General features: G+C 64.3%; 17 protein-coding genes. 9 read left to right on the forward strand and 8 right to left on the reverse strand.

All coding sequences use genetic code 11. The features are described 5' to 3' along the window. Position 1: 1 nt before the first annotated feature. The 5 genes from HOP53_RS03560 to HOP53_RS03580 all read right to left on the reverse strand — a co-directional run bounded on the left by HOP53_RS03560 (position 2) and on the right by HOP53_RS03580 (position 6,702). Positions 2–1,393, reverse strand: coding sequence for an FAD-binding oxidoreductase (locus HOP53_RS03560; protein ID WP_234269685.1), 1,392 nt, complete (start codon positions 1,391–1,393; stop codon positions 2–4). 31 nt (positions 1,394–1,424) lie between these two features. Continuing rightward, entirely contained in the window at positions 1,425–3,047 is a 1,623-nt protein-coding gene (locus HOP53_RS03565) for an ABC transporter ATP-binding protein (RefSeq protein WP_234268720.1), read from the reverse strand. 9 nt (positions 3,048–3,056) lie between these two features. Next, positions 3,057–3,893 carry an ABC transporter permease gene (locus HOP53_RS03570; RefSeq protein ID WP_010628461.1) on the reverse strand — a complete coding sequence of 279 codons (837 nt, stop codon included), beginning with the start codon at positions 3,891–3,893 and terminating at the stop codon, positions 3,057–3,059. Next, the gene (locus tag HOP53_RS03575) at positions 3,890–4,867 is read right to left on the reverse strand and encodes an ABC transporter permease (protein WP_234268721.1); all 978 of its coding nucleotides are present in this window, start codon (positions 4,865–4,867) and stop codon (positions 3,890–3,892) included. Before HOP53_RS03575 ends, HOP53_RS03570 begins: the two co-directional genes overlap by 4 nt. 278 nt (positions 4,868–5,145) lie before the next feature. Further along, positions 5,146–6,702 (reverse strand): ABC transporter substrate-binding protein, encoded by a 1,557-nt coding sequence (locus HOP53_RS03580; protein ID WP_234268722.1) that lies wholly within the window; start codon positions 6,700–6,702, stop codon positions 5,146–5,148. Between the two features lie 174 nt (positions 6,703–6,876). Between HOP53_RS03580 and HOP53_RS03585 the strand changes: the two genes are divergently transcribed. Beyond that, a complete protein-coding gene (locus tag HOP53_RS03585; protein WP_234268723.1) occupies positions 6,877–7,557 on the forward strand; it encodes a GntR family transcriptional regulator in 681 nt (226 codons plus the stop codon). Position 7,558: 1 nt separating this feature from the next. On the opposite strand, the gene HOP53_RS03590 is transcribed toward HOP53_RS03585, so the two are convergent. Next, on the reverse strand, positions 7,559–8,323 hold the full coding sequence (locus HOP53_RS03590; protein ID WP_086509711.1) for an SDR family NAD(P)-dependent oxidoreductase: 765 nt from the start codon (positions 8,321–8,323) through the stop codon (positions 7,559–7,561). A 244-nt stretch (positions 8,324–8,567) separates the two neighbouring features. Between HOP53_RS03590 and HOP53_RS03595 the strand changes: the two genes are divergently transcribed. The 5 genes from HOP53_RS03595 (at position 8,568) to HOP53_RS03615 (ending at position 13,402) form a co-directional block, all read left to right on the forward strand. Further along, entirely contained in the window at positions 8,568–9,548 is a 981-nt protein-coding gene (locus tag HOP53_RS03595; protein WP_234268724.1) for a TRAP transporter substrate-binding protein, read from the forward strand. Between the two features lie 77 nt (positions 9,549–9,625). Continuing rightward, positions 9,626–10,180: a TRAP transporter small permease gene (locus HOP53_RS03600; protein ID WP_234268725.1), complete on the forward strand. Its 555-nt coding sequence runs from the start codon at positions 9,626–9,628 to the stop codon at positions 10,178–10,180. Next, positions 10,180–11,475 carry a TRAP transporter large permease gene (locus HOP53_RS03605; RefSeq protein ID WP_234268726.1) on the forward strand — a complete coding sequence of 432 codons (1,296 nt, stop codon included), beginning with the start codon at positions 10,180–10,182 and terminating at the stop codon, positions 11,473–11,475. The genes HOP53_RS03600 and HOP53_RS03605 overlap by 1 nt, the downstream gene beginning before the upstream one ends. A gap of 74 nt (positions 11,476–11,549) precedes the next feature. Further along, complete coding sequence (locus HOP53_RS03610) at positions 11,550–12,005, forward strand: tellurite resistance TerB family protein (RefSeq protein WP_010628469.1); 456 nt, start codon at positions 11,550–11,552, stop codon at positions 12,003–12,005. A gap of 152 nt (positions 12,006–12,157) precedes the next feature. Then, positions 12,158–13,402, forward strand: coding sequence for an NAD(P)/FAD-dependent oxidoreductase (locus HOP53_RS03615; RefSeq protein WP_234268727.1), 1,245 nt, complete (start codon positions 12,158–12,160; stop codon positions 13,400–13,402). Between the two features lie 63 nt (positions 13,403–13,465). Here HOP53_RS03615 and HOP53_RS03620 read toward each other — a convergent pair whose 3' ends face one another. Further along, a complete protein-coding gene (locus HOP53_RS03620; RefSeq protein ID WP_234268728.1) occupies positions 13,466–13,894 on the reverse strand; it encodes a hypothetical protein in 429 nt (142 codons plus the stop codon). A gap of 171 nt (positions 13,895–14,065) precedes the next feature. Between HOP53_RS03620 and pyrC the strand changes: the two genes are divergently transcribed. The 3 genes from pyrC (at position 14,066) to HOP53_RS03635 (ending at position 17,175) form a co-directional block, all read left to right on the forward strand. Beyond that, the gene (gene pyrC / locus HOP53_RS03625; protein ID WP_234268729.1) at positions 14,066–15,103 is read left to right on the forward strand and encodes a dihydroorotase; all 1,038 of its coding nucleotides are present in this window, start codon (positions 14,066–14,068) and stop codon (positions 15,101–15,103) included. A 282-nt stretch (positions 15,104–15,385) separates the two neighbouring features. Further along, the gene (locus tag HOP53_RS03630) at positions 15,386–16,192 is read left to right on the forward strand and encodes a polysaccharide pyruvyl transferase family protein (protein ID WP_234268730.1); all 807 of its coding nucleotides are present in this window, start codon (positions 15,386–15,388) and stop codon (positions 16,190–16,192) included. Between the two features lie 5 nt (positions 16,193–16,197). Beyond that, positions 16,198–17,175: a glycosyltransferase family 2 protein gene (locus HOP53_RS03635; RefSeq protein ID WP_234268731.1), complete on the forward strand. Its 978-nt coding sequence runs from the start codon at positions 16,198–16,200 to the stop codon at positions 17,173–17,175. 84 nt (positions 17,176–17,259) lie between these two features. Here HOP53_RS03635 and mtnN read toward each other — a convergent pair whose 3' ends face one another. Then, positions 17,260–18,000 carry a 5'-methylthioadenosine/S-adenosylhomocysteine nucleosidase gene (mtnN, locus tag HOP53_RS03640; RefSeq protein WP_234268732.1) on the reverse strand — a complete coding sequence of 247 codons (741 nt, stop codon included), beginning with the start codon at positions 17,998–18,000 and terminating at the stop codon, positions 17,260–17,262. Positions 18,001–18,067 lie beyond the last annotated feature (67 nt).

Genomic DNA, 18,067 nt, shown 5'->3' on the forward strand with positions numbered 1-18,067 from the left:
GTCATCCTTCCTCGGCCAGAATCTTGTGTCGGTTGAGCAGACCCTTTGGGTCCATTGCCTGCTTCAGCGTACGCATCAAGGCAATCTCCCCAGGCGTGCGGGATAGCGGCAGGTAGTCGCGCTTCTCGAGGCCGATGCCGTGCTCGGCGGAGATCGAGCCTCCCAGCTCGGCCAGCGGGCCGTAGACGATCTGCTCCACGTCGCGGCGGGTCTGGGAATCACCGCTGCCAACCCCCACCGACACGTGAAGGTTGCCGTCGCCGAGATGGCCGAATATCACCAGACGTCCCTCGGGCCAACGTTCGCGTATCCTTTGTTCGAGCGCATCGGCGTAGTCGGCCATGTCGGGAATGGGCAGGCTGACATCGAAGGTGAACAGCGGGGAGAGATTGTCGATCAGTCCTTCGATGTCTTCGCGGATATCCCAGATGCCCTGGCGCTGGGCGTCGGAGTGGGCGAGCACGGCTTCCTCGATCAGGCCGGCTTCGAGGGCCGACTCGAGAGCCGCGCTGAACTGCTCGATGTTGGCTGCGTCGTCACTGCCCAGCGACTCGACGATGGCATAGAAGGGCCAGCGTGCCGGCAGGGGCGGCGTGTTGCGGCCGCTCTCTTCGGTGAGCAGTGCGTAGTGATTGCGCCACATCACCTCGAAGGTGCCCAGACTGCCGCCCAATGCGCGCCCCAGGTGCCTGAGCAGACCGGTCACGCCGTCGAAGTCGGGGCAGGCCACCAGCGCGGTGCGCTCGCTGGCCATTCTCGGCTGCAGCCGGAGCACGGCGCGGGTGACGATGCCCAAGGTACCCTCGCTGCCGATGAACAGCTGCTTGAGGTCGTAGCCGGCGTTGTTCTTCAGCATGCGGTTCATCGAACTGACCACGCTGCCGTCGGCCAGCACCGCTTCGAGCCCCAGTACCTGCTGGCGCATCATGCCGTAGCGAATGACCCGAACGCCGCCGGCATTGGTGGCGATGTTGCCGCCGATGGTGCAGGAGCCCCGCGCGCCGAGGTCGAGGGCGAACTGCAGGTCGTGTTCGGCGGCAGCCTCCTGCACGGTTTGAAGCGCGATACCGGCCTGGACCGTCATGCTGCCGCCGATGGGGTCGATCGCCTCGATGGCGGTCATGCGCTCCAGCGAGATGGCCAGCTCGTCCGGGCTCGCCTCGCCGCCATGCACCAGGCCGGTGAGGCCGCCGTGTGTCACCACTGGCTGAGCGACGGCGTGGCACAGGCGCATCACCTGGGCCAGTTCGTCGGTATCGGCCGGCCTGACGATGGCGCCGGCGCGACAGCTCGCGCCGCTCATCCAGTCGACCCGGCGCTGCGCGACGTCTTCGCCGATCAGCACGTTGCCCTCGCCAACGATGGCGGCGATTCTATCCAACAGCGATTGCATCTGTTTCATCCTTCTCGATCGTTGCGGGGCATCAGGCCATGGCGGCTTCGTGCGCACGGCCTGGTATGGCGTCCAGCAGCTGCCTGGTGTAGGCCTCCCGTGGCCTGAGGAACACCTCCTGGGCGGTACCCTGCTCGACGATGCGGCCATGCTGCATGACGATGATGGAGTCGCAGATTTGTGCGGCCACTCGCAGGTCATGGGTGATGAACAGCAGCGAGAGCGACAGTTTCTGCTTGAGCTCCTCGAGCAACTCGAGCACTTGGGCCTGGATCGACACGTCGAGGGCCGATACCGCCTCGTCGGCCACGATCAGCTCCGGCTTCAGTGCCAGGGCGCGGGCGATGCCGATGCGCTGGCGTTGGCCGCCGGAAAACTCGTGGGGGTAGCGATCCACCGCCACGGCGCCGAGACCGACCAGCTCCAGCAGCTCCTCGGCCTGCTGCATCGCCTGCCGGCGCGGTATGCCATTGGCCATGGGGCCCTGGGCAATGGCGTAGCCGACCCGGTGACGCGGATTGAGCGAGGCGTAGGGATCCTGGAAGATCATCTGCACCCGATGCCGCTCACGACGCAGTTCGTCACCCTTGAGGGCGGAGAAGTCGGTTCCGCTAAGGCTCAGTGAGCCGCTGTCGGGCCGTTCCAGGCGTACCACGCAGCGTCCCAGGGTCGACTTGCCCGAGCCGGACTCACCGACGATACCCACCGTCTCACCCGGTGCCAGGGAGAAGGAGACGTCGTCCAGGGCGCGCACTTCACGGGCCGGCTTGAACAGGCCGCCACGTGAACGGAACACCTTGTTCAGGTTGCGCACCTCGAGCAGCGGCGCGGGCCGATCCACAGCGACGGCCTCGGGTATGACGTTGCTGGGAATCGCCTCGAGCAAGGCGCGAGTATACTCGTGGCGGGGGTTTTCGAGTATCTCCCGCGCCGTGCCCAGCTCGACGACCCGGCCATAGCGCATCACGCAGACCCGAGTGGCCACTTCAGCCACCACGCCGAAGTCGTGGGTGATGAACATCACCGCCATGCCACGGCGCTCCTGCAGGTCGCGGATCAGCTCAAGGATCTGAGCCTGAGTGGTGACGTCCAGCGCGGTGGTTGGCTCGTCGGCGATCAGCAGCTCAGGCTCGAGCGCCAGCGCCATGGCGATCATCACCCGCTGGCGCTGGCCGCCGGAGAGCTGGAACGGATAGGCGCGAATCGCCTTGTCCGGCTCGGGTATACCGACCTCCTCTAGCAGCGCCAAGGCTCTCTGCTGTCTCTCCTTCGAAGTGAACTTGCCATGCGCCTCGAATACCTCGGCGATCTGGGCGCCGACCCGCATCAGCGGGTTCAGCGCAGTCATCGGCTCCTGAAAGATCATGCCGATACGCAGTCCGCGCAACTTGCGGTGCTGCTTCTCGTTGAGGGCGAGCAGGTCCTGACCGTCGAACAGCACCTCACCAGCGGTTGGGCGCACGCCCTTGGGTAGCAGCCCCATCACCGCGTTGGCCGCCATCGACTTGCCGGAGCCGGACTCGCCGACCACGCACATGATCTCGCCGCGAGCCACGTCGTAGCTGACTTCCTCTACCGCGTTGTCGCGATCGGCGCCCTTGGGCAATGCCAGGCTCAGGCCGCGAATGCTCAATACCGGAGCGTTGTCTTTCATGTCGTCCTCCTAGGAGCGTTCGCGGGCGAGCTTGGGGTTCAAGGCGTCATCCAGCCCCTCACCGACCAGGTTCAGCGCCAGCACCGTGAGCAGAATCGCCAGGCCCGGGAAGAAGCTCAGCCACCAGGCCTGGCGGATCACCGTGCGGGCGGCACCGATCATGTAGCCCCAGGACATTACGTTGGGGTCGCCCAGGCCGAGGAAGGAGAGGGCCGACTCCAGCAGAATGGCGGTGGCTACCATCAGCGAAGCCAGCACGATGATCGGCGACAGGGTATTGGGCAGGATCTGACGCAGGATGATGGTGCGGTTGGTCTGGCCCACGAGACGCGCGGCCTCAACGTACTCGCGGTGGCGCAGCGACATGAATTCGGCTCGCACCAGGCGTGCCACCGGAGGCCAGCTGACGATGGCGATGGCCAGCACGATGGAGGTCACGCTGGGCTGCATGATCGCCACCAGCACGATGGCCAGGGCGAAGTTGGGGATGGTCTGGAAGAACTCGGTGAAGCGCATCAGGGCGTCGTCGATCAAACCGCCGTAATAGCCGGCGATGGCGCCCAGCGGCACGCCGATGAGCAATGCCACCGAGGTCGAGACCAGGCCGATCAGCAGCGAGACCCAGGCGCCGTGCATCAGCCCGGCGGCCACGTCGCGACCCATGGTGTCGGTGCCGAGCCAGAACCCATCCACCTCCATGGGGGCAAGGAAGGGTCGCTGTACCATGCGCCAGGGCGACTCGGGATAGAGGAAGGGAGCCAGCATCGCCATCGCGATGATGGCCAGCAGAATGAACAGGCCGACGAGAGCGCCGCGGTTCTGGGCAAAGCGGGCGAAGAAGCTCATGAGGCCTCCTTGATGCGCGGATCCGCCAGGCGATAAACCAGATCGGTGATGATGTTGAAGACGATGACCAGCGCGGCGGAGAAGAAGAAGATGCCCAGCAGCAGGTTGTAGTCGCGCTGCTGAAGCGCCTCGAACATTAGCCGGCCGATGCCGGGCCAGGCGAATACCGTCTCGGTGAGGATGGCGCCGCCCACCATCTGGCCCGCCTGCAGGCCGGCCAGGGTGATGATCGGCAGCAGGGCATTGCGCAGAATGTGACGCCGTTGAATCACGCCCGGGGCGAGGCCCTTGGCGCGTGCGGTCTTGACGTAGTCCTGCTGGCTTGCCTCGAGCATCGAGGCGCGGGTCATGCGGGTGTAGATGGCCATGAAGAACAGCGCCAGGGTGGTGGCAGGCAGGATCAGGTGCTTGGCCACGTCGAGCACCAGGGCAAAGCCGGTGTGTCCGGCGCCCACCGTGTACATGCCGTAGGCCGGTAGCCAGCCGAGGAAGACCGAGAACACCACCACCGCCATCAGCGCCACCCAGAACAGCGGCGTGGCATAGAACAGCAGGGCCAGGGCCATGATAATGGAGCCGGAGGGCTTCTTGACCCGGGCTGCGGCCATGGAGCCGGCCACGATGCCCAGCGCCAGTGACAGTACGAAGGCGGTACCGGTGAGCAGCAGGGTGGCCGGCAGGCGGGCAAGGATCAGGTCTAGCACCGGCATGCCCTGGCGATACGACCAGCCGAAATCGAGCATGGCGATGCCCGAGACGTAGCGCCACAGCTGGACATAGATCGGCTGGTCGAGACCGAAGCGTTCGCGCAGCTGACGCAGAAACTCCTCGTCGGTGGCGCCGGCCTCGCCGGCCAGGATGGCGGCGGGGTCGCCCGGCGCCATCTGGATCAGGAAGAAATTGAAGATGACGATCAGGAACAGTACGACGACGGCCTTGAGCAGCCGCATCACGATCAGTCGGGCGTAGAGCATGCAGCAAGCCTCTGGGTGCTTGAAGGTATGCAAATGCCTGCGCGAGCGAATCGCTGCGTTGCGCGGTACCGAAGCGTCGGACCGGCGGATCCTCACATATAACCCATATGCTCCGGTTGACTCGAAGCCTGCGGCTTCTCGCCCCTTCGGGGCCAGCCTACGGCTGTTTGTCGCTTCGCTCGGTACTGTGTTCCGTGCGCATTGCGCTTCATCTCGCTCGGCAATTTGCTCCTCTTAAACGGGGGCGGCCGTGCCGCCCCCTCAAGACGAGATTCGACTCAACGGTCGAGCCAGGCGTCCCTGAAGCCGTCGTTGACCCCCACGCCGGAAGTAACCAGGTTTTGGACGTCGCAGCGGTAGATGGTCGGGAAGCCGAGCTCCAGTAGCCAGCCCACCGGCACGTCCTCGTGAATGATCTCCTGGGCCTCGTGATAGAGGGCTTCACGCTCCTCGTCGGGGAACGCCGTGGCGGCCTCGTTGAACAGCTCATCGACCCGCTCGTTCTCATAGCCGCCGACGTTGTTCCACGGCGAGCCGCGCTCGATGTTGTCGGAGAGGTAGGAGCGGGTGATGCCCAGGGCCGGGTCGCCGTACTGGAAGAGGAAGGTGAAGGCGAGGTCGTAGTCCCACTCGGAGAGGCGCTGGTTCCAGCCGCCCACGTCGGTGGACTGGGTACGTACGTTGATGCCCACCTCGCGCAGGTTCTGCTGCACGGCCTCGGCCCAGCGGGTCCAGGTCTCGCCGTAGGGCAGCGGCAGCAGGCGCACTTCCTCGTTGTCGTAGCCCATCTCCTCGAGCAGCTCGCGGGCACGATCCGGGTCGTGGTCGTAGGGGGCGAGCCCGTCGTGGCGGAAGCGCGCGTTGGAGCCGAAGGAGGAGAGCGGCACCTCGCCGAGGCCGTTCCACAGCACGTCGCGGGCGAACTCGCGGTCCATGGCGTACATCACCGCCTGGCGGAAGCGCTTGTCCGCCGTCGGGCCTTCGCGGTTGTTCATCCACAGCATGGCGAAGGGGCTGAAGTACTCGTGGCCCTCCTCCGTCACGCAGGTGTTGTCCATGGCGGTCAGGCGCGGGATGTCGAAGTTCTCCACGGTGCCGTTGGGCAGCACGTCGACGGTGCCGTTCTCGTAGGCCACGGCGCGGGAGGCGCCATCCGGGATGACGTGCCAGTTGATGCCGTCCAGGTAGGGCAGGTCTTCCTCGTAGTAGTCGTCGAAGCGCACCAGCTCGATGACGGTGCCGCGGTCCCAGTTGTGGAACTTGAACGGGCCGGTACCGATGGGATGGCTGTTGTGCTCGTTGTCGCGGAAGTCGGTACCCTCGTAAAGGTGCTTGGGCACCATGGTGAAGGTGCCGGCCTCGAAGGAGAGCAGGAACGGCCCGAACGGCTCGGAGAGGGTGAAGACCACAGTGTGATCGTCCTCTGCCTCGATGCTTTCCACGTGCTGCAGCACGGCGCGGGCGCTGGGGTTCAGCTCGCGGTGGAACTCATCGGCGGAGAACACCACGTCAGCGGCGGTGAAGGGTTCGCCATCGTGCCACAGTACACCCTCGCGCAGGCGGAAGGTATAGACCAGACCGTCGTCGCTCACTTCCCAGGATTCGGCCAGCTGAGGTTGCGGTTCCAGGTCGGTGGTGTAGCGCAGCAGCCCTTCGTAGATGTTGCCGGCGACCTTGCGGGTGGGGTCGTTCTGGATCATGCCGAGCACCAGGCCGGGTGGCTCAGGCTGGATGATGGTGTTGATGGTGCCCCCGGAACGGGGCTCATCGGCAACGGCAAAAGTAGAGGTGAAGGCCAGGGCGGCGATGGTTGCTGCCAAAGGCGTCATTTTCATCATCGGATTCCTTCTTGTTGTCTCGGCGTTTGTTGTGTCTTGCCTTGATAGGTACCGACTATCAGCTTTGACCATAGCAGCGCCTTTTCAAACTGTCGACAGTCGGCAATCGACGGTCGACAGAGCGTGTCAATCGTTCTACTGTTGCCACAAAAGCGACAAGAGCCACGGCGCATGACGTCTTCGAGTGCTTTCGGTAACGGGGTCATCCAGCAGCGCAATCTGGTGGAGCAGGTGGCCGACTACTTGACCAAGGCCATCATCAGTCAGCGTTATGCGCCCGGTGAGCGACTTTCGGAAGTCCAATTGGCGCGTGACCTGGGGGTGAGCCGAGCCCCAGTGCGTGAAGCGGCCCGCCTGCTTGAGAGCCGAGGGCTGCTGGTCTCCCAGCCTCGTCGCGGATTCTTCGTGCGAGCGCTGGATGCCAGCGAGCTGATCGATGTCTTCGACCTTCGCCTCTGCCTCGAGCGGCATGCGATGGCGCGTCTGGTCGATAACTACGATGCTCAGAAGGAGCAGGCGCTGCGGCGTCAGGTCGAGCTGATGTGCGAGGTGGCGCTGCATGACAGCGATAGCCGCAAGATCGAGGAGGATCTGGTCTTCCATCGCATGCTGATCGACTTCTCGGGCAATCGACGGCTGCTCAAGGTGTTCGACGACATCACCCACGAGCTGCGTCTCTGCATCGCCTTGATCGGCAAGACCCATGCCGAACCCGACACCATCGCCACCTGTCACTGGCAATTGCTCGATGCGCTGGCCAGCGGCGACCCGCAGCGCTGCCGCGAGGCCATCGACTACCACATCGGCGTGGCACGGGATTACGTGGTGCAGGGCATCGGCGAGTCGTCCTGAGTCACTCGCGCAGAATGGTGAACGGCGACCACTGCTGGCACAGCGGCGTGACCTCGAGCCGGGTGATGTTCACGTGGGGCGGCAGTTCCGCGATGTGCAGCGCCTGGGCGGCCACGTCTGCCGGTTGCAGCGCTTGGGTGCCGGCGTAGTAGCGCTGGGCGGCGTCGCGGTCTCCCTTCATGCGCACCTCGGTGAACTCGCTCATGGTCATGCCCGGCGCCAGATCGGTGACGCGCACGCCGGCGGCACTGACGTCGCAGCGCAGGTTGTAGCTGAACTGCTCGACGAAGGCCTTGGAGGCGCCATAGACGTGGCCGCCGGGGTAGGGGGTGTGAGCGGCGATGGAGCCGATGTTGATGACGGTCGCTCCCTCGCCGTGGGCCACCAGCCGCGGCAACAGCAGCCGGGTGACCGTGACCAGGCCCTTGATGTTGGTCTCGATCATGGCGTGCCAGTCGTCGAGGTCGGCCTCCTGAGAGGGCCCCTTGCCCAGTGCCACACCGGCGTTGTTGAGCAGCACCCTGGGGCGGTCGAAGGGCGGTGGAAGCGAGTCGACGACATGCCGAACGGCATCGCGGTCGGTGACGTCCAGCGCGGCGGTATGGACCGGTACCTGGCCGAGACGCTGCTGCAGGGCGTCGAGGCGCTCCTGCCGGCGGCCGGTGAGGACGAGCCCCCAGCCGGCATTGGCGAAGGCCTCGGCGCAGGCCCGGCCGATACCCGAGGTGGCGCCGGTGATGAAAGCGATGGGCGTGGTTTCGTGCATGGTGAATGCTCCGATGGCGATACTTCCATTGAGATGTTGCCTGGCGCTGCATGATATTAGCCATTGGTAGCACTTTATCCGTGATGCAGCCAGAAAATGCCGCTGGGCGGGCGTTCCAGAGGCATCGCGATACGCGAAGCCTCCCTTCATCAAAGCCGATTTGAGCGCAGCGAAAGCATGTTTCAAGATCAGGACATCGTCACACGATAACCAACATAACGATAACGATCAGGAGAGCACCCTAATGCGCAAGTCCTTGCTTGCCACGCTGGCCACGCTCGGCATGCTGAGCGCCCCGCTCGCACTCGCCAGCACCATCGAAATCCAGGTCAACAACACCATGAGCGAGGGCGGCTCCGAGAGCGCCGCCGTGGAGCGCTTCGCCGAATACCTCGAAGAGCAGGCGCCGGGCCGCTTCAACGTTCGGCCTTTCCTCGCCGGTTCGCTGGGCAGTGAGGATGGGGTCCTCGAGCTGCTCAACCTGGGGCAGACCCAGATCTCCATCACCGGCGGCAACTGGCGTCAGCAGTATGCGCCGGAGTACGACGCCATTACCGTGCCGTTCCTCTTCTCCACCTGGGAGGAGGTCGACGCCTACATGGAGAGCCCCTCCGGCCAGCGCCTGGTGGAGATCGCCGAAGAGAAAGGCGGCCTCAAGTACTTCGGTACCCAGCATCGCGGCCCACGTCACATGACCGCTAACAAGGCGATCCACACCCCCGAAGACCTACAGGGCTTCCGTCTGCGTCTGCCGTCGCTGCCGGTCTGGCTGCAGGTCTGGGAGGGCATCGGCGCCCAGGTGGTCAACGTGCCGGCGCCCGAGATCTATCTGGCCATGCAGACCCGCCAGGTGGACGGCCACGAGAACTCTCTGTCCTCCCCCTATACCCGCCGGCTGTGGGAAGTGCAGGACCACATCATCCTCACCAGCCACGTCCAGTTCCCATGGAACTGGGTGGCCAGTTCGCGCTGGTGGAACGGCCTCGATGAAGAGGATCAGGCGCTCATCAGCGAAGCCATCGATGTCGCACGCCAGCACGGCACCGAGGTGGAGCGGGAGCTGGACGAGTACTACCTCGAAGAGCTGGAGAAGGCCGGCATGACCATCGTCGAGCCGGATATCGAAGCCTTCCGCGAGGCTGCCATGCCGTCCATCGAGCGTGTCATGGCCGACATGGCCGACGGCGTGCTGGAGGATGCCACGGGCGGGAACGGCAACGACTGATTGCCATGCACGCCAAGTGAGTCTCAGCGGCGGCCTTCGGGACGCCGCTGATGTTTTCCGTCTGGAGGATCGCTGTCTTGACGTTTTCATCAACGCCGCCCCGGGGCGCCCTGGACCGGGTGGCCTTCTATCTGCTCAGAGGCGTCACGCTGATCTGTGACTTTCTCGGCGTTATGATGCTGGCCGGGGTGCTGCTGCTGATCGTGGCGGCCGTCATCGCCCGGGACCTCATCGGCCTGGGGATGCCCTGGACCGAAGAGGTCGCCACGATGCTGGCCATCTATGCGATCGCCTTCGGCTCGCTGTCTGCCTGGGTGCGCTTCGAGCATCTGGTGGTGGATCTGTTCAGCCATCGCCTCGGTGACCTGGCCCGCGCGCTGCAGTATCGCCTGGTGGCGCTGCTGTCGTGCGGGTTCTTTGCGTTGGCGGCTTACGGGGCGCTGACGATGTCGGTGGCCAGCGCCAACAATCGCACCGTGTCGCTGGGGATCAGCTTCAGCTACCTCTATTACGGCATCTTCATCGCCTTTGCCGGCATGGCCGTGCTGGCGCTGTGGCAGACGTTGCGCGGGCCGGTGGCCTGGCAGGCCGAACTGCAGACTGAGCTGCAGGCCGAGCGGGAGACGAACTGATGCAGGAACTGATGGTATTCGTCGGCGGTCTGCTGCTGCTCATGGCCATCGGCTTGCCGGTGGTGGTGGCGATCGGCATCACCTCCTTCATCGCCCTGGCGGTGACCGGCACCGGCGGTCTGCCGGTGGAGCTGATGTCGCTGCGCATGGTGCAGACGCTCAACAATTTCACCCTGCTGGCCATTCCGCTGTTCATTCTGGCTGCCAACATCATGAACACGGGTTCGACCACCACGCGGATCTTCGATTTCGCCACCGCGCTGGTGGGCTTCACCAAGGGCGGCCTGGGGCATGCCAATGTGGTGGCCAGTTCGATCTTCGCCACCATGTCCGGCACTGCGGTGGCCGACGCCGCGGGTCTCGGCAGCATCGAGATCAAGGCCATGAAGGAGCGCGGCTACGACCTCGGCTACTCGGCCGGCATCACTGCCGCCTCGAGCGTCATCGGGCCAATTCTGCCGCCGAGCATCGCGCTGGTGGTCTATGGTTGGCTGGCCAACGTCAGTATCGGTGCGCTGTTCATGGCGGGGTTGGTGCCCGGTATTCTCATGGCGCTGCTGTTCATGGGCATGACCGTGGTGCTGGCAGCGGGCAGGCGCGTGTCGATGCCGCCGCCGGTGCCCTTCGATGGCGGGGAGGTGCTTCGTACCGGCAGGCGGGCGGTGCTGCCGCTGTTCATGCCGGCCATCATCGTCGGCGGGATCTGGACCGGACTGTTCACGCCCACCGAGGCGGGGGCGGTGGCCTCGGTCTATGCGCTCATCCTCGGCGGGTTGGTCTATCGCGATCTCTCCGTGCGCGATCTGTTCCAGGCTTTCCGCCGCACGCTGATGTTCAGCGCCGCGATCCTGCTGATCATCGCCGTGTCGAGCTTCTACGGCTGGATCCTGGTGCGCATCGGCATTCCCCAGGCGCTGGCCGGTCAGGTCGCCGCCATCGATATGCCGACGATCCTGCTGCTGCTGGCCTTCGCGCTGTTCTTCCTGTTGATCGGCTGCTTCATGTCGGTGATCGAGAGCATCCTGATCTTCACGCCGATCGTGGTGCCGGCTGCTTTGGCTGCCGGGCTCGATCCGATTCACTTTGGCATCGTCATGGTCATCACCCTGTCGGTGGGGGTCATCACGCCGCCTTTCGGCACGGTGCTGTTCCTGATGGTGGGCATCACCCGGCTGCGCTATGCGCAGATCGTCATCTCGATCCTGCCGTTCCTGATCCCGATCCTGCTGACGATCTTCATCCTGATCGCCGTACCGACGCTGACGACCTGGCTGCCGCGCACGATGGGCTATTGAAGGCGACGGCGGCCTCGGACGGAACGCCCGGGGCTGTCGTCGGTCTGAAGCGATACCATCGCAGGGGATCCGCCATGCTCGACACCATTCAGCGCTTCTTCCAGCAAACCCTGGCCGAGCCCGAGCGCTCGGACGACCCCGCTCCGACCCTGGAGCGTGCCACCGCCGCACTGCTGTGTGAGGTGATGCGCGCCGACTACCACACCGACGAGACCCAGCTCGCGGCGCTGCGTGAGCTGCTCATATCGCATTTCCAGCTTTCCGGCGCTGCGGTCGAGGAGTTGATGGAAATGGCCCGCGACGAAGTGGAAAACTCCGTCGACCACTATCAGTTCGTCAGCCTGATCAAGCAGCACTACGACTACGACCAGCGTCGCGAGCTGGTGCGCATGATGTGGGTGCTGGCCAATGCCGACGCCAATCACAACGCTCTCGAGGAGCACCGTATCCGGCGTCTGGCCGATTTGCTTCATGTCAGCCACTCCGACTTCATCCGTACCAAGCTGCAGGTTCAAGGCAAGGCGCAATAGCAAGGTGCGACTTTCTTGATCCAGACCGGCCAGCAGGCATGATCCAGGCCGGCAAGCGAGGCGCTGGCCCGCCATGCTCCGCGACGTGCTGGTAGACTGGTGCGCTCGTTCCGGCAGGCGGCCGGTTGTGTAGCGCATCGTGGAGGAGTGGCATGTCTCGTGAAACCGTCGTTCTGGGAGCCGGCATGGTCGGTGTTTCCATCGCCTGGCACCTCGCCCGTCGTGGGCGTTCGGTGCTGCTGGTGGATCGTCTCCCGCCCGGCCGCGAGACCTCGTATGGCAACGGCGGTCTGATCCAGCGCGAGGCGGTGCGCCCTTACACCTTTCCCCGCGAGCTGAGCAAACTGTTGAGCTCGCTGCCCAATCGGCGGGTCGACATTCGCTATCGCTGGAGCGGGATGCTGCAGTTCGCGCGGCCGCTGTTCGACTACTGGCGTTGCTCGTCGCCCCGTCGCTATGCGCGCATCATTCCCGAGTACGCTTCACTGATCGCATTGTCGACCCAGGAGCACGCACCGATGATCGAAGCCGCCGGTGCGGGAGAGCTGATCGGCAAGGAGGGCTGGCTCGAGGTGCACCGCAACCAGGCGGAGCTCGAGCGTCGGGCGCTTGAGGCCGAGGACGCCGCCCGGCGTTTCGGCGTGACCCATGATTTTCTCAATGGACAGGGTCTGGCGCTGAAGGAGCCCGGCCTCGGGGGTGGGCTGGCCGGGGCGATTCACTGGACGAACTCCTGGAGCGTGGCCGATCCAGGTGGCCTGGTGGCCGCCTACGCCCACAGCTTCGAGCAACTGGGCGGAGAGTTTCTGCAAGCGGAAGTGAAGGGTATGCGTCAGGCGGGGTCCGGTTGGCACGTCGACACCGACCAGGGCGATCTCGAAGCCCGCGACATCGTGGTGGCCCTGGGCCCCTGGGCCGGAAACTGGCTCAGAGATCTCGGCTACCGCCTGCCGACCTTCGTCAAGCGCGGCTATCACATGCACTACGATGCGGCGAAGGGGCAGCGCATCAATCACTGGCTGGCCGATGCCGACATCGGCTACATCCTGGCGCCCATGCGGGCCGGCATTCGGCTGACCACCGGCGCGGAACTGGCTCCGCTGGATGCACCCCCATCTCACGATCAGTTGGCCGCGGCCGAACGTCGGGCACGTGAGCTCTTCCCCGGCTTGGGTGGGCGGCTGGAGGCTGAGCCGTGGAAGGGCGCGCGTCCCTGTCTGCCGGACATGAAGCCTGTCATCGGGCCGGCGCCGCGCCATGCCGGGCTGTGGTTTGCTTTCGGCCATGGGCACCAGGGTTTCACCATGGGACCGGCCACGGGGCGTGTGCTGAGCGAGATGATGGAAGGGGAGCCGACAGCAGTGGATATGGCGCCCTTTCGTGCCGACCGTTTTTGAGCCTGGTTCTGGGGGTTCTGGGGGTTCTGGGGGCTCTTGGGTTCTGGTGGTTGGGGCGGGCGCCTACGGCCTGGCCCGATTGCGTCGCTGGCGGAACAGATGGTGCACGAACTTGATCACCAGAGTCATGACGTAGACCACCCAGCCGGCGGTGGCGAGTACGTTGAACAGCAGCATCTTCTGCTCGCCACTCATGGGGGCGAGCATGTTCTCGATGAAGACGCCGAAGAGCAGCGCCAGGGCCATGGGCAAGGCCAGGATGTGCATCCACATCTCGGTACGGCGCTTGCGCACGTGGTAGCGGCTCAGGTGGACGCGAAACGGACGGTGTACGGAGCTGACCAAAATCATGGCGCCGAGGGCGAGCAGGGCGGCAAGCGTCGGCTCGACACTCCCGATTCGCGCCGAGATGCTGATCGACCAGAAGAACACGATCCACATCAGACCGGCCAGAATGGCGACGATATCGGCGTAATGGCGAACCCGAGGCATTGGCAGCGACTCTCACGGCAAAAACGGCGTCGATGATACGGCAAAACGGCGTCTGTTGCTGCCGTGAAAGCGATTTTCTCGCTCGCTCCAGGGGGCGGGTGGTACGCCATTTTGGTCGGGCCTTCCGGTATACTCTGCTATCGACACTCATGTTGAACGACAGGACGCCCCGTGACCGCTATTACCCTGACCCGACCCGATGACTGGCATCTTCACCTACGCGACGGCGAGGCGCTGGCGGCCGTGGTACCCGCCACTGCGCGTCAGATGGGGCGGGCGATCATCATGCCCAACCTCAAGCCGCCGGTCACCACCACCGAGCAGGCGCAAGGCTATCGCGAGCGCATCCTGGCGGCTCGCCCTGCGGGTTCCTCCTTTGAGCCACTGATGACGCTCTACCTCACCGACAATACCCCGGCGGATGAGATCGAGCGGGCCGTGGCGAGCGGTCTGGTGCATGCGGTGAAGCTCTATCCCGCCGGGGCGACGACCAACTCCGACTCGGGTGTCACAGATCTGGCGCATTGCGATGCCGCCATCGGAGCCATGGCGCGCCTTGGCCTGCCGCTGCTGGTGCATGGTGAAGTTACCGATGCCGAGATCGATATCTTCGACCGCGAAGCGGTGTTCATCGAGCGGGTGATGAAGCCGCTGCTCGAGCGCCATCCGGATCTCAAGGTGGTGTTCGAGCATATCACCACCGGCGATGCCGCCGAGTTCGTCGCCCAGGCGCCGGCCAACGTGGCTGCGACCATCACCGCTCACCATCTTTTGTTCAACCGTAACCACATGCTGGTAGGCGGCATTCGCCCCCACTACTACTGTCTGCCGATCCTCAAGCGTGAGCGCCATCGCGAGGCGCTGCTGGCGGCCGCCACTTCGGGCAGCGGCAAGCTCTTCCTCGGCACCGACAGCGCTCCCCACGCTCAGGGCGACAAGGAGGCGGCCTGCGGCTGTGCTGGCGCCTATACCGCACCGGCGGCCATCGAGCTGTATGCCACGGCCTTCGAGCAGGCCGGTGCGCTGGACCGGCTGGAGGGCTTCGCCAGCCACTTCGGGCCGGACTTCTACGGGCTGCCGCGCAATGCCGATACCATCACCTTGGTGCGGGAGGAGTGGACGTTGCCCGACTCGCTGCCCTACGCCAACGGTCAACGCATCGTGCCGCTCAAGGCGGGAGAAACGCTGGCGTGGAAACTGCGCGACTGACCGCTCGACCGGAAACGAGACGGCCGCCTTCGGGCGGCCGTCCTGCATTGGGTTAGGAGTATCATGTTCGATGGCATTCCTGCGGCAAAGGTATTACGGCTAGTCTATGGTGTGAATTGAGCACAAGGAGTGCTCTCTCATCGCTTCTTACGTTGCATCTGAGTACCTGGGGCTTGGCCGCAGGGTGCCCGTGGGTAGGTATGCGACGAGAAACGATCCAGGATGACAAGGTCGACCCCTAAGCAGATTCGCAAGGGACTTCGGAGCCTGCTCGAGTCTACGTTGCTGCTGACCTTCGCCAGGGAAAGGGTCCCGGTCGTGTATTTCGACAAACGGCTGAACGTCGGGGATGCGATCACTCCCTACCTGGTGCGGCGGCTCACCGGTAAGGGTGCTTATCGCGTTCACTCGAATTCGGTCGTGCATCTGCTGGGAGTGGGAAGCATCCTGCATCAGGCGAAAAGTCGGAGCCTGGTGTGGGGTAGTGGTCTTATCGACCCGCAGTGGCTGCCAGGGCGAGAGGCTCTCGAGCATGCCCGCTTCCTGGCGCTGAGAGGTCGGCTCACCCAACGTCTGCTGGCTGCCAATGGCGCGGATGTATCAAGATCGATGCTGGGCGATCCCGCGCTCGTCATGCCGCTGTTCTACCAGCCTGCTCGTTGCCATCGGCAGTACCGCATTGGCCTGGTGCCCCACTATGTCGATCTAGATAACCCCGTAGTCCGCTATATGGCGGCTCTGCCTGACGTCAAGTTGATCGACGTGGGGCAGCAGCCCGAGACGTTCATCGATGCCCTTGTCGAATGCGATGCGATCGTCTCTTCCTCGCTGCATGGGCTGATCCTTGCCGATTGTTACGGAATCCCCAATCGTTGGGTGCAGTTTTCCAATGCCCTGATCGGGGGTGAGTTCAAGTTTCGCGACTATTACAGTACAACGGACGCTCCCGATACCGGTGTCGTGTCGCTGAGGAGCCGGGCCGAGGCCGACGATTGCATGGCGGCGTTGCCTGCACAGGCTAGGGTAGCGAAGTATCTGAGTGAACCTGAGCAGTTGTGCGCCACTTTCCCCTTTGACGAATTCAAGTGACGGTCATGGACATGCGTGAGCCGACCATCAGCATCATCGTCCCAGCCTACAACGTGGCGCCCTATATCGCGGCCGCGCTGGGTAGTCTTGCCAGTCAGACTTGCCCGCCCGATGAGGTCATCATCGTTGACGATGGCAGCGAGGATGACACCCGGGAGCGAGTGCGCGCCTTTCCTCATCCCTATCCTGTCGAGTTGATAGCGACGGTCAACCTGGGGCAGGGCGGGGCCCGCAACCTGGCGATCACCAGGGCCTCGGGCGATTACGTCTACTTCTTCGATGCCGACGACCTGCTGGAGCCCGATTTCATCGAGAGCATGCATGCCCTTGTCAAATCCACCGACTATCCGGACATCGTATTCTTTTCCGGGGTTGATTTTCACGACGCAGGGGCGGAAGGATTCGATTTGCCCCGCAGCTACCGTCGCGGCTTCGAAGGCGAGTTTACGCGGGCAGCCGACCTCCTGGCGGCGTTCGAACGGCATGGCGGAGGCTCGTGCAGCCCCTGTCTCTACCTGAGCAGACGCACGCTGTGGGGAGAGAAGTTGAAGTTCCAGGATGACTATCACGAGGATGAGGAGATCTTCTTGCCCCTGATCTTTTCAGCCAAGCGTTATGTGGTGACCGACCGCGTGCTGTTCCGGCGCCGGATCCGCCTCAACTCCACCATGACGATGCCCAAGTGCATGAAGCATGTGAGAGGCCTGCATGGGCTGCTCGAATCGCTGTTGGCGCTTTACCGCGACCCCGCGCATCACAGCTGCCGGCGTCATATTCGCAAGCGTGCCCTTCAGTACATCGGCCAGTACATGAGCGCTTGTCGCAAGGTGCGCGTACCCTATGACCTCTCGCTGCTGCTGGCGCTGGTAGTGGGATTCAGGAACCGCAGCATGTGCCTGAAAATCGCCTTTCATGCGTTGAGCGACTCGCTGCGTAGCGCGATCAAGCGGCTGATGGGCCGGGGCAGGGCGTGCAGCCACTGAGGCCTCGGCGGGGGCTGCGTACGCAGTGAGCGGCATGGCTTCGGCCATCGCCCCTCCCCAGGGCGTTCGCCGGGGTTTGGATGCCTAGCCGGCGGCCAACTCGATGTCGGGTTGCGGCTCGGTCTTGCCCAGACGCAGGACCATGCGTTCCACCATGCGCGCTGAGTGGGCGGCGGCTTTCTCCAGGAACTGCTCGAACGAGAGGTGATTGTCGCCGCCACCGGGAATGTCGGACACCGCGCGGATGACCACGAACGGGCAGCCGTAAAGATGACAGGTCTGGGCGATGGCGGCGGCTTCCATCTCGGCCGCCAGCATGGTGGGGAAGCGCGAGCGGGTCTTGGTGACCAGCTCCGGACAAGCCATGAAGACGTCGCCGGTAGCAATCAGGCCTTCCACCACCTTGACCTCGCCGAGCTCCTCGACACACTCCCGGGCGAGCGTGACCAGGCGGGTGTCGGGCAGGTAGGCGGCAGGCATCTGCGGTACCTGGCCGTGCTCGTAGCCGAACGCCACGGCGTCCACGTCGTGATGACGCACCTCGCTGGATACCACGATGTCGCCGATCTCCAGCCCTTCGCCGAAGCCGCCGGCCGAACCGGTGTTGATGATCGCTTCGGGCTGGTAGACGTCGAGCAGCAGAGTCGTGCCGATGGCGGCGTTGACCTTGCCGATGCCTGATTGCAGGATCACCACGTCGACACCGTGCAGCTTGCCGTGATGGAAGGTGCAGCCCACATGGGAGCGAGTACGACGGTCTTCCAGCAGCGAGGCCAGGTAGTCGACCTCCTGGGCCATGGCGCCGATGATACCGATGCGTTTCATCTCGAGTTGCTTGCTCCGCTGAGGCGGCCGGGCCGCCAACTAAAGTATGAAGGAGGGCGTATTCTAG

The sequence above is a fragment of the Billgrantia ethanolica genome, from assembly GCF_021404305.1.
Lineage (GTDB): Bacteria > Pseudomonadota > Gammaproteobacteria > Pseudomonadales > Halomonadaceae > Halomonas > Halomonas ethanolica.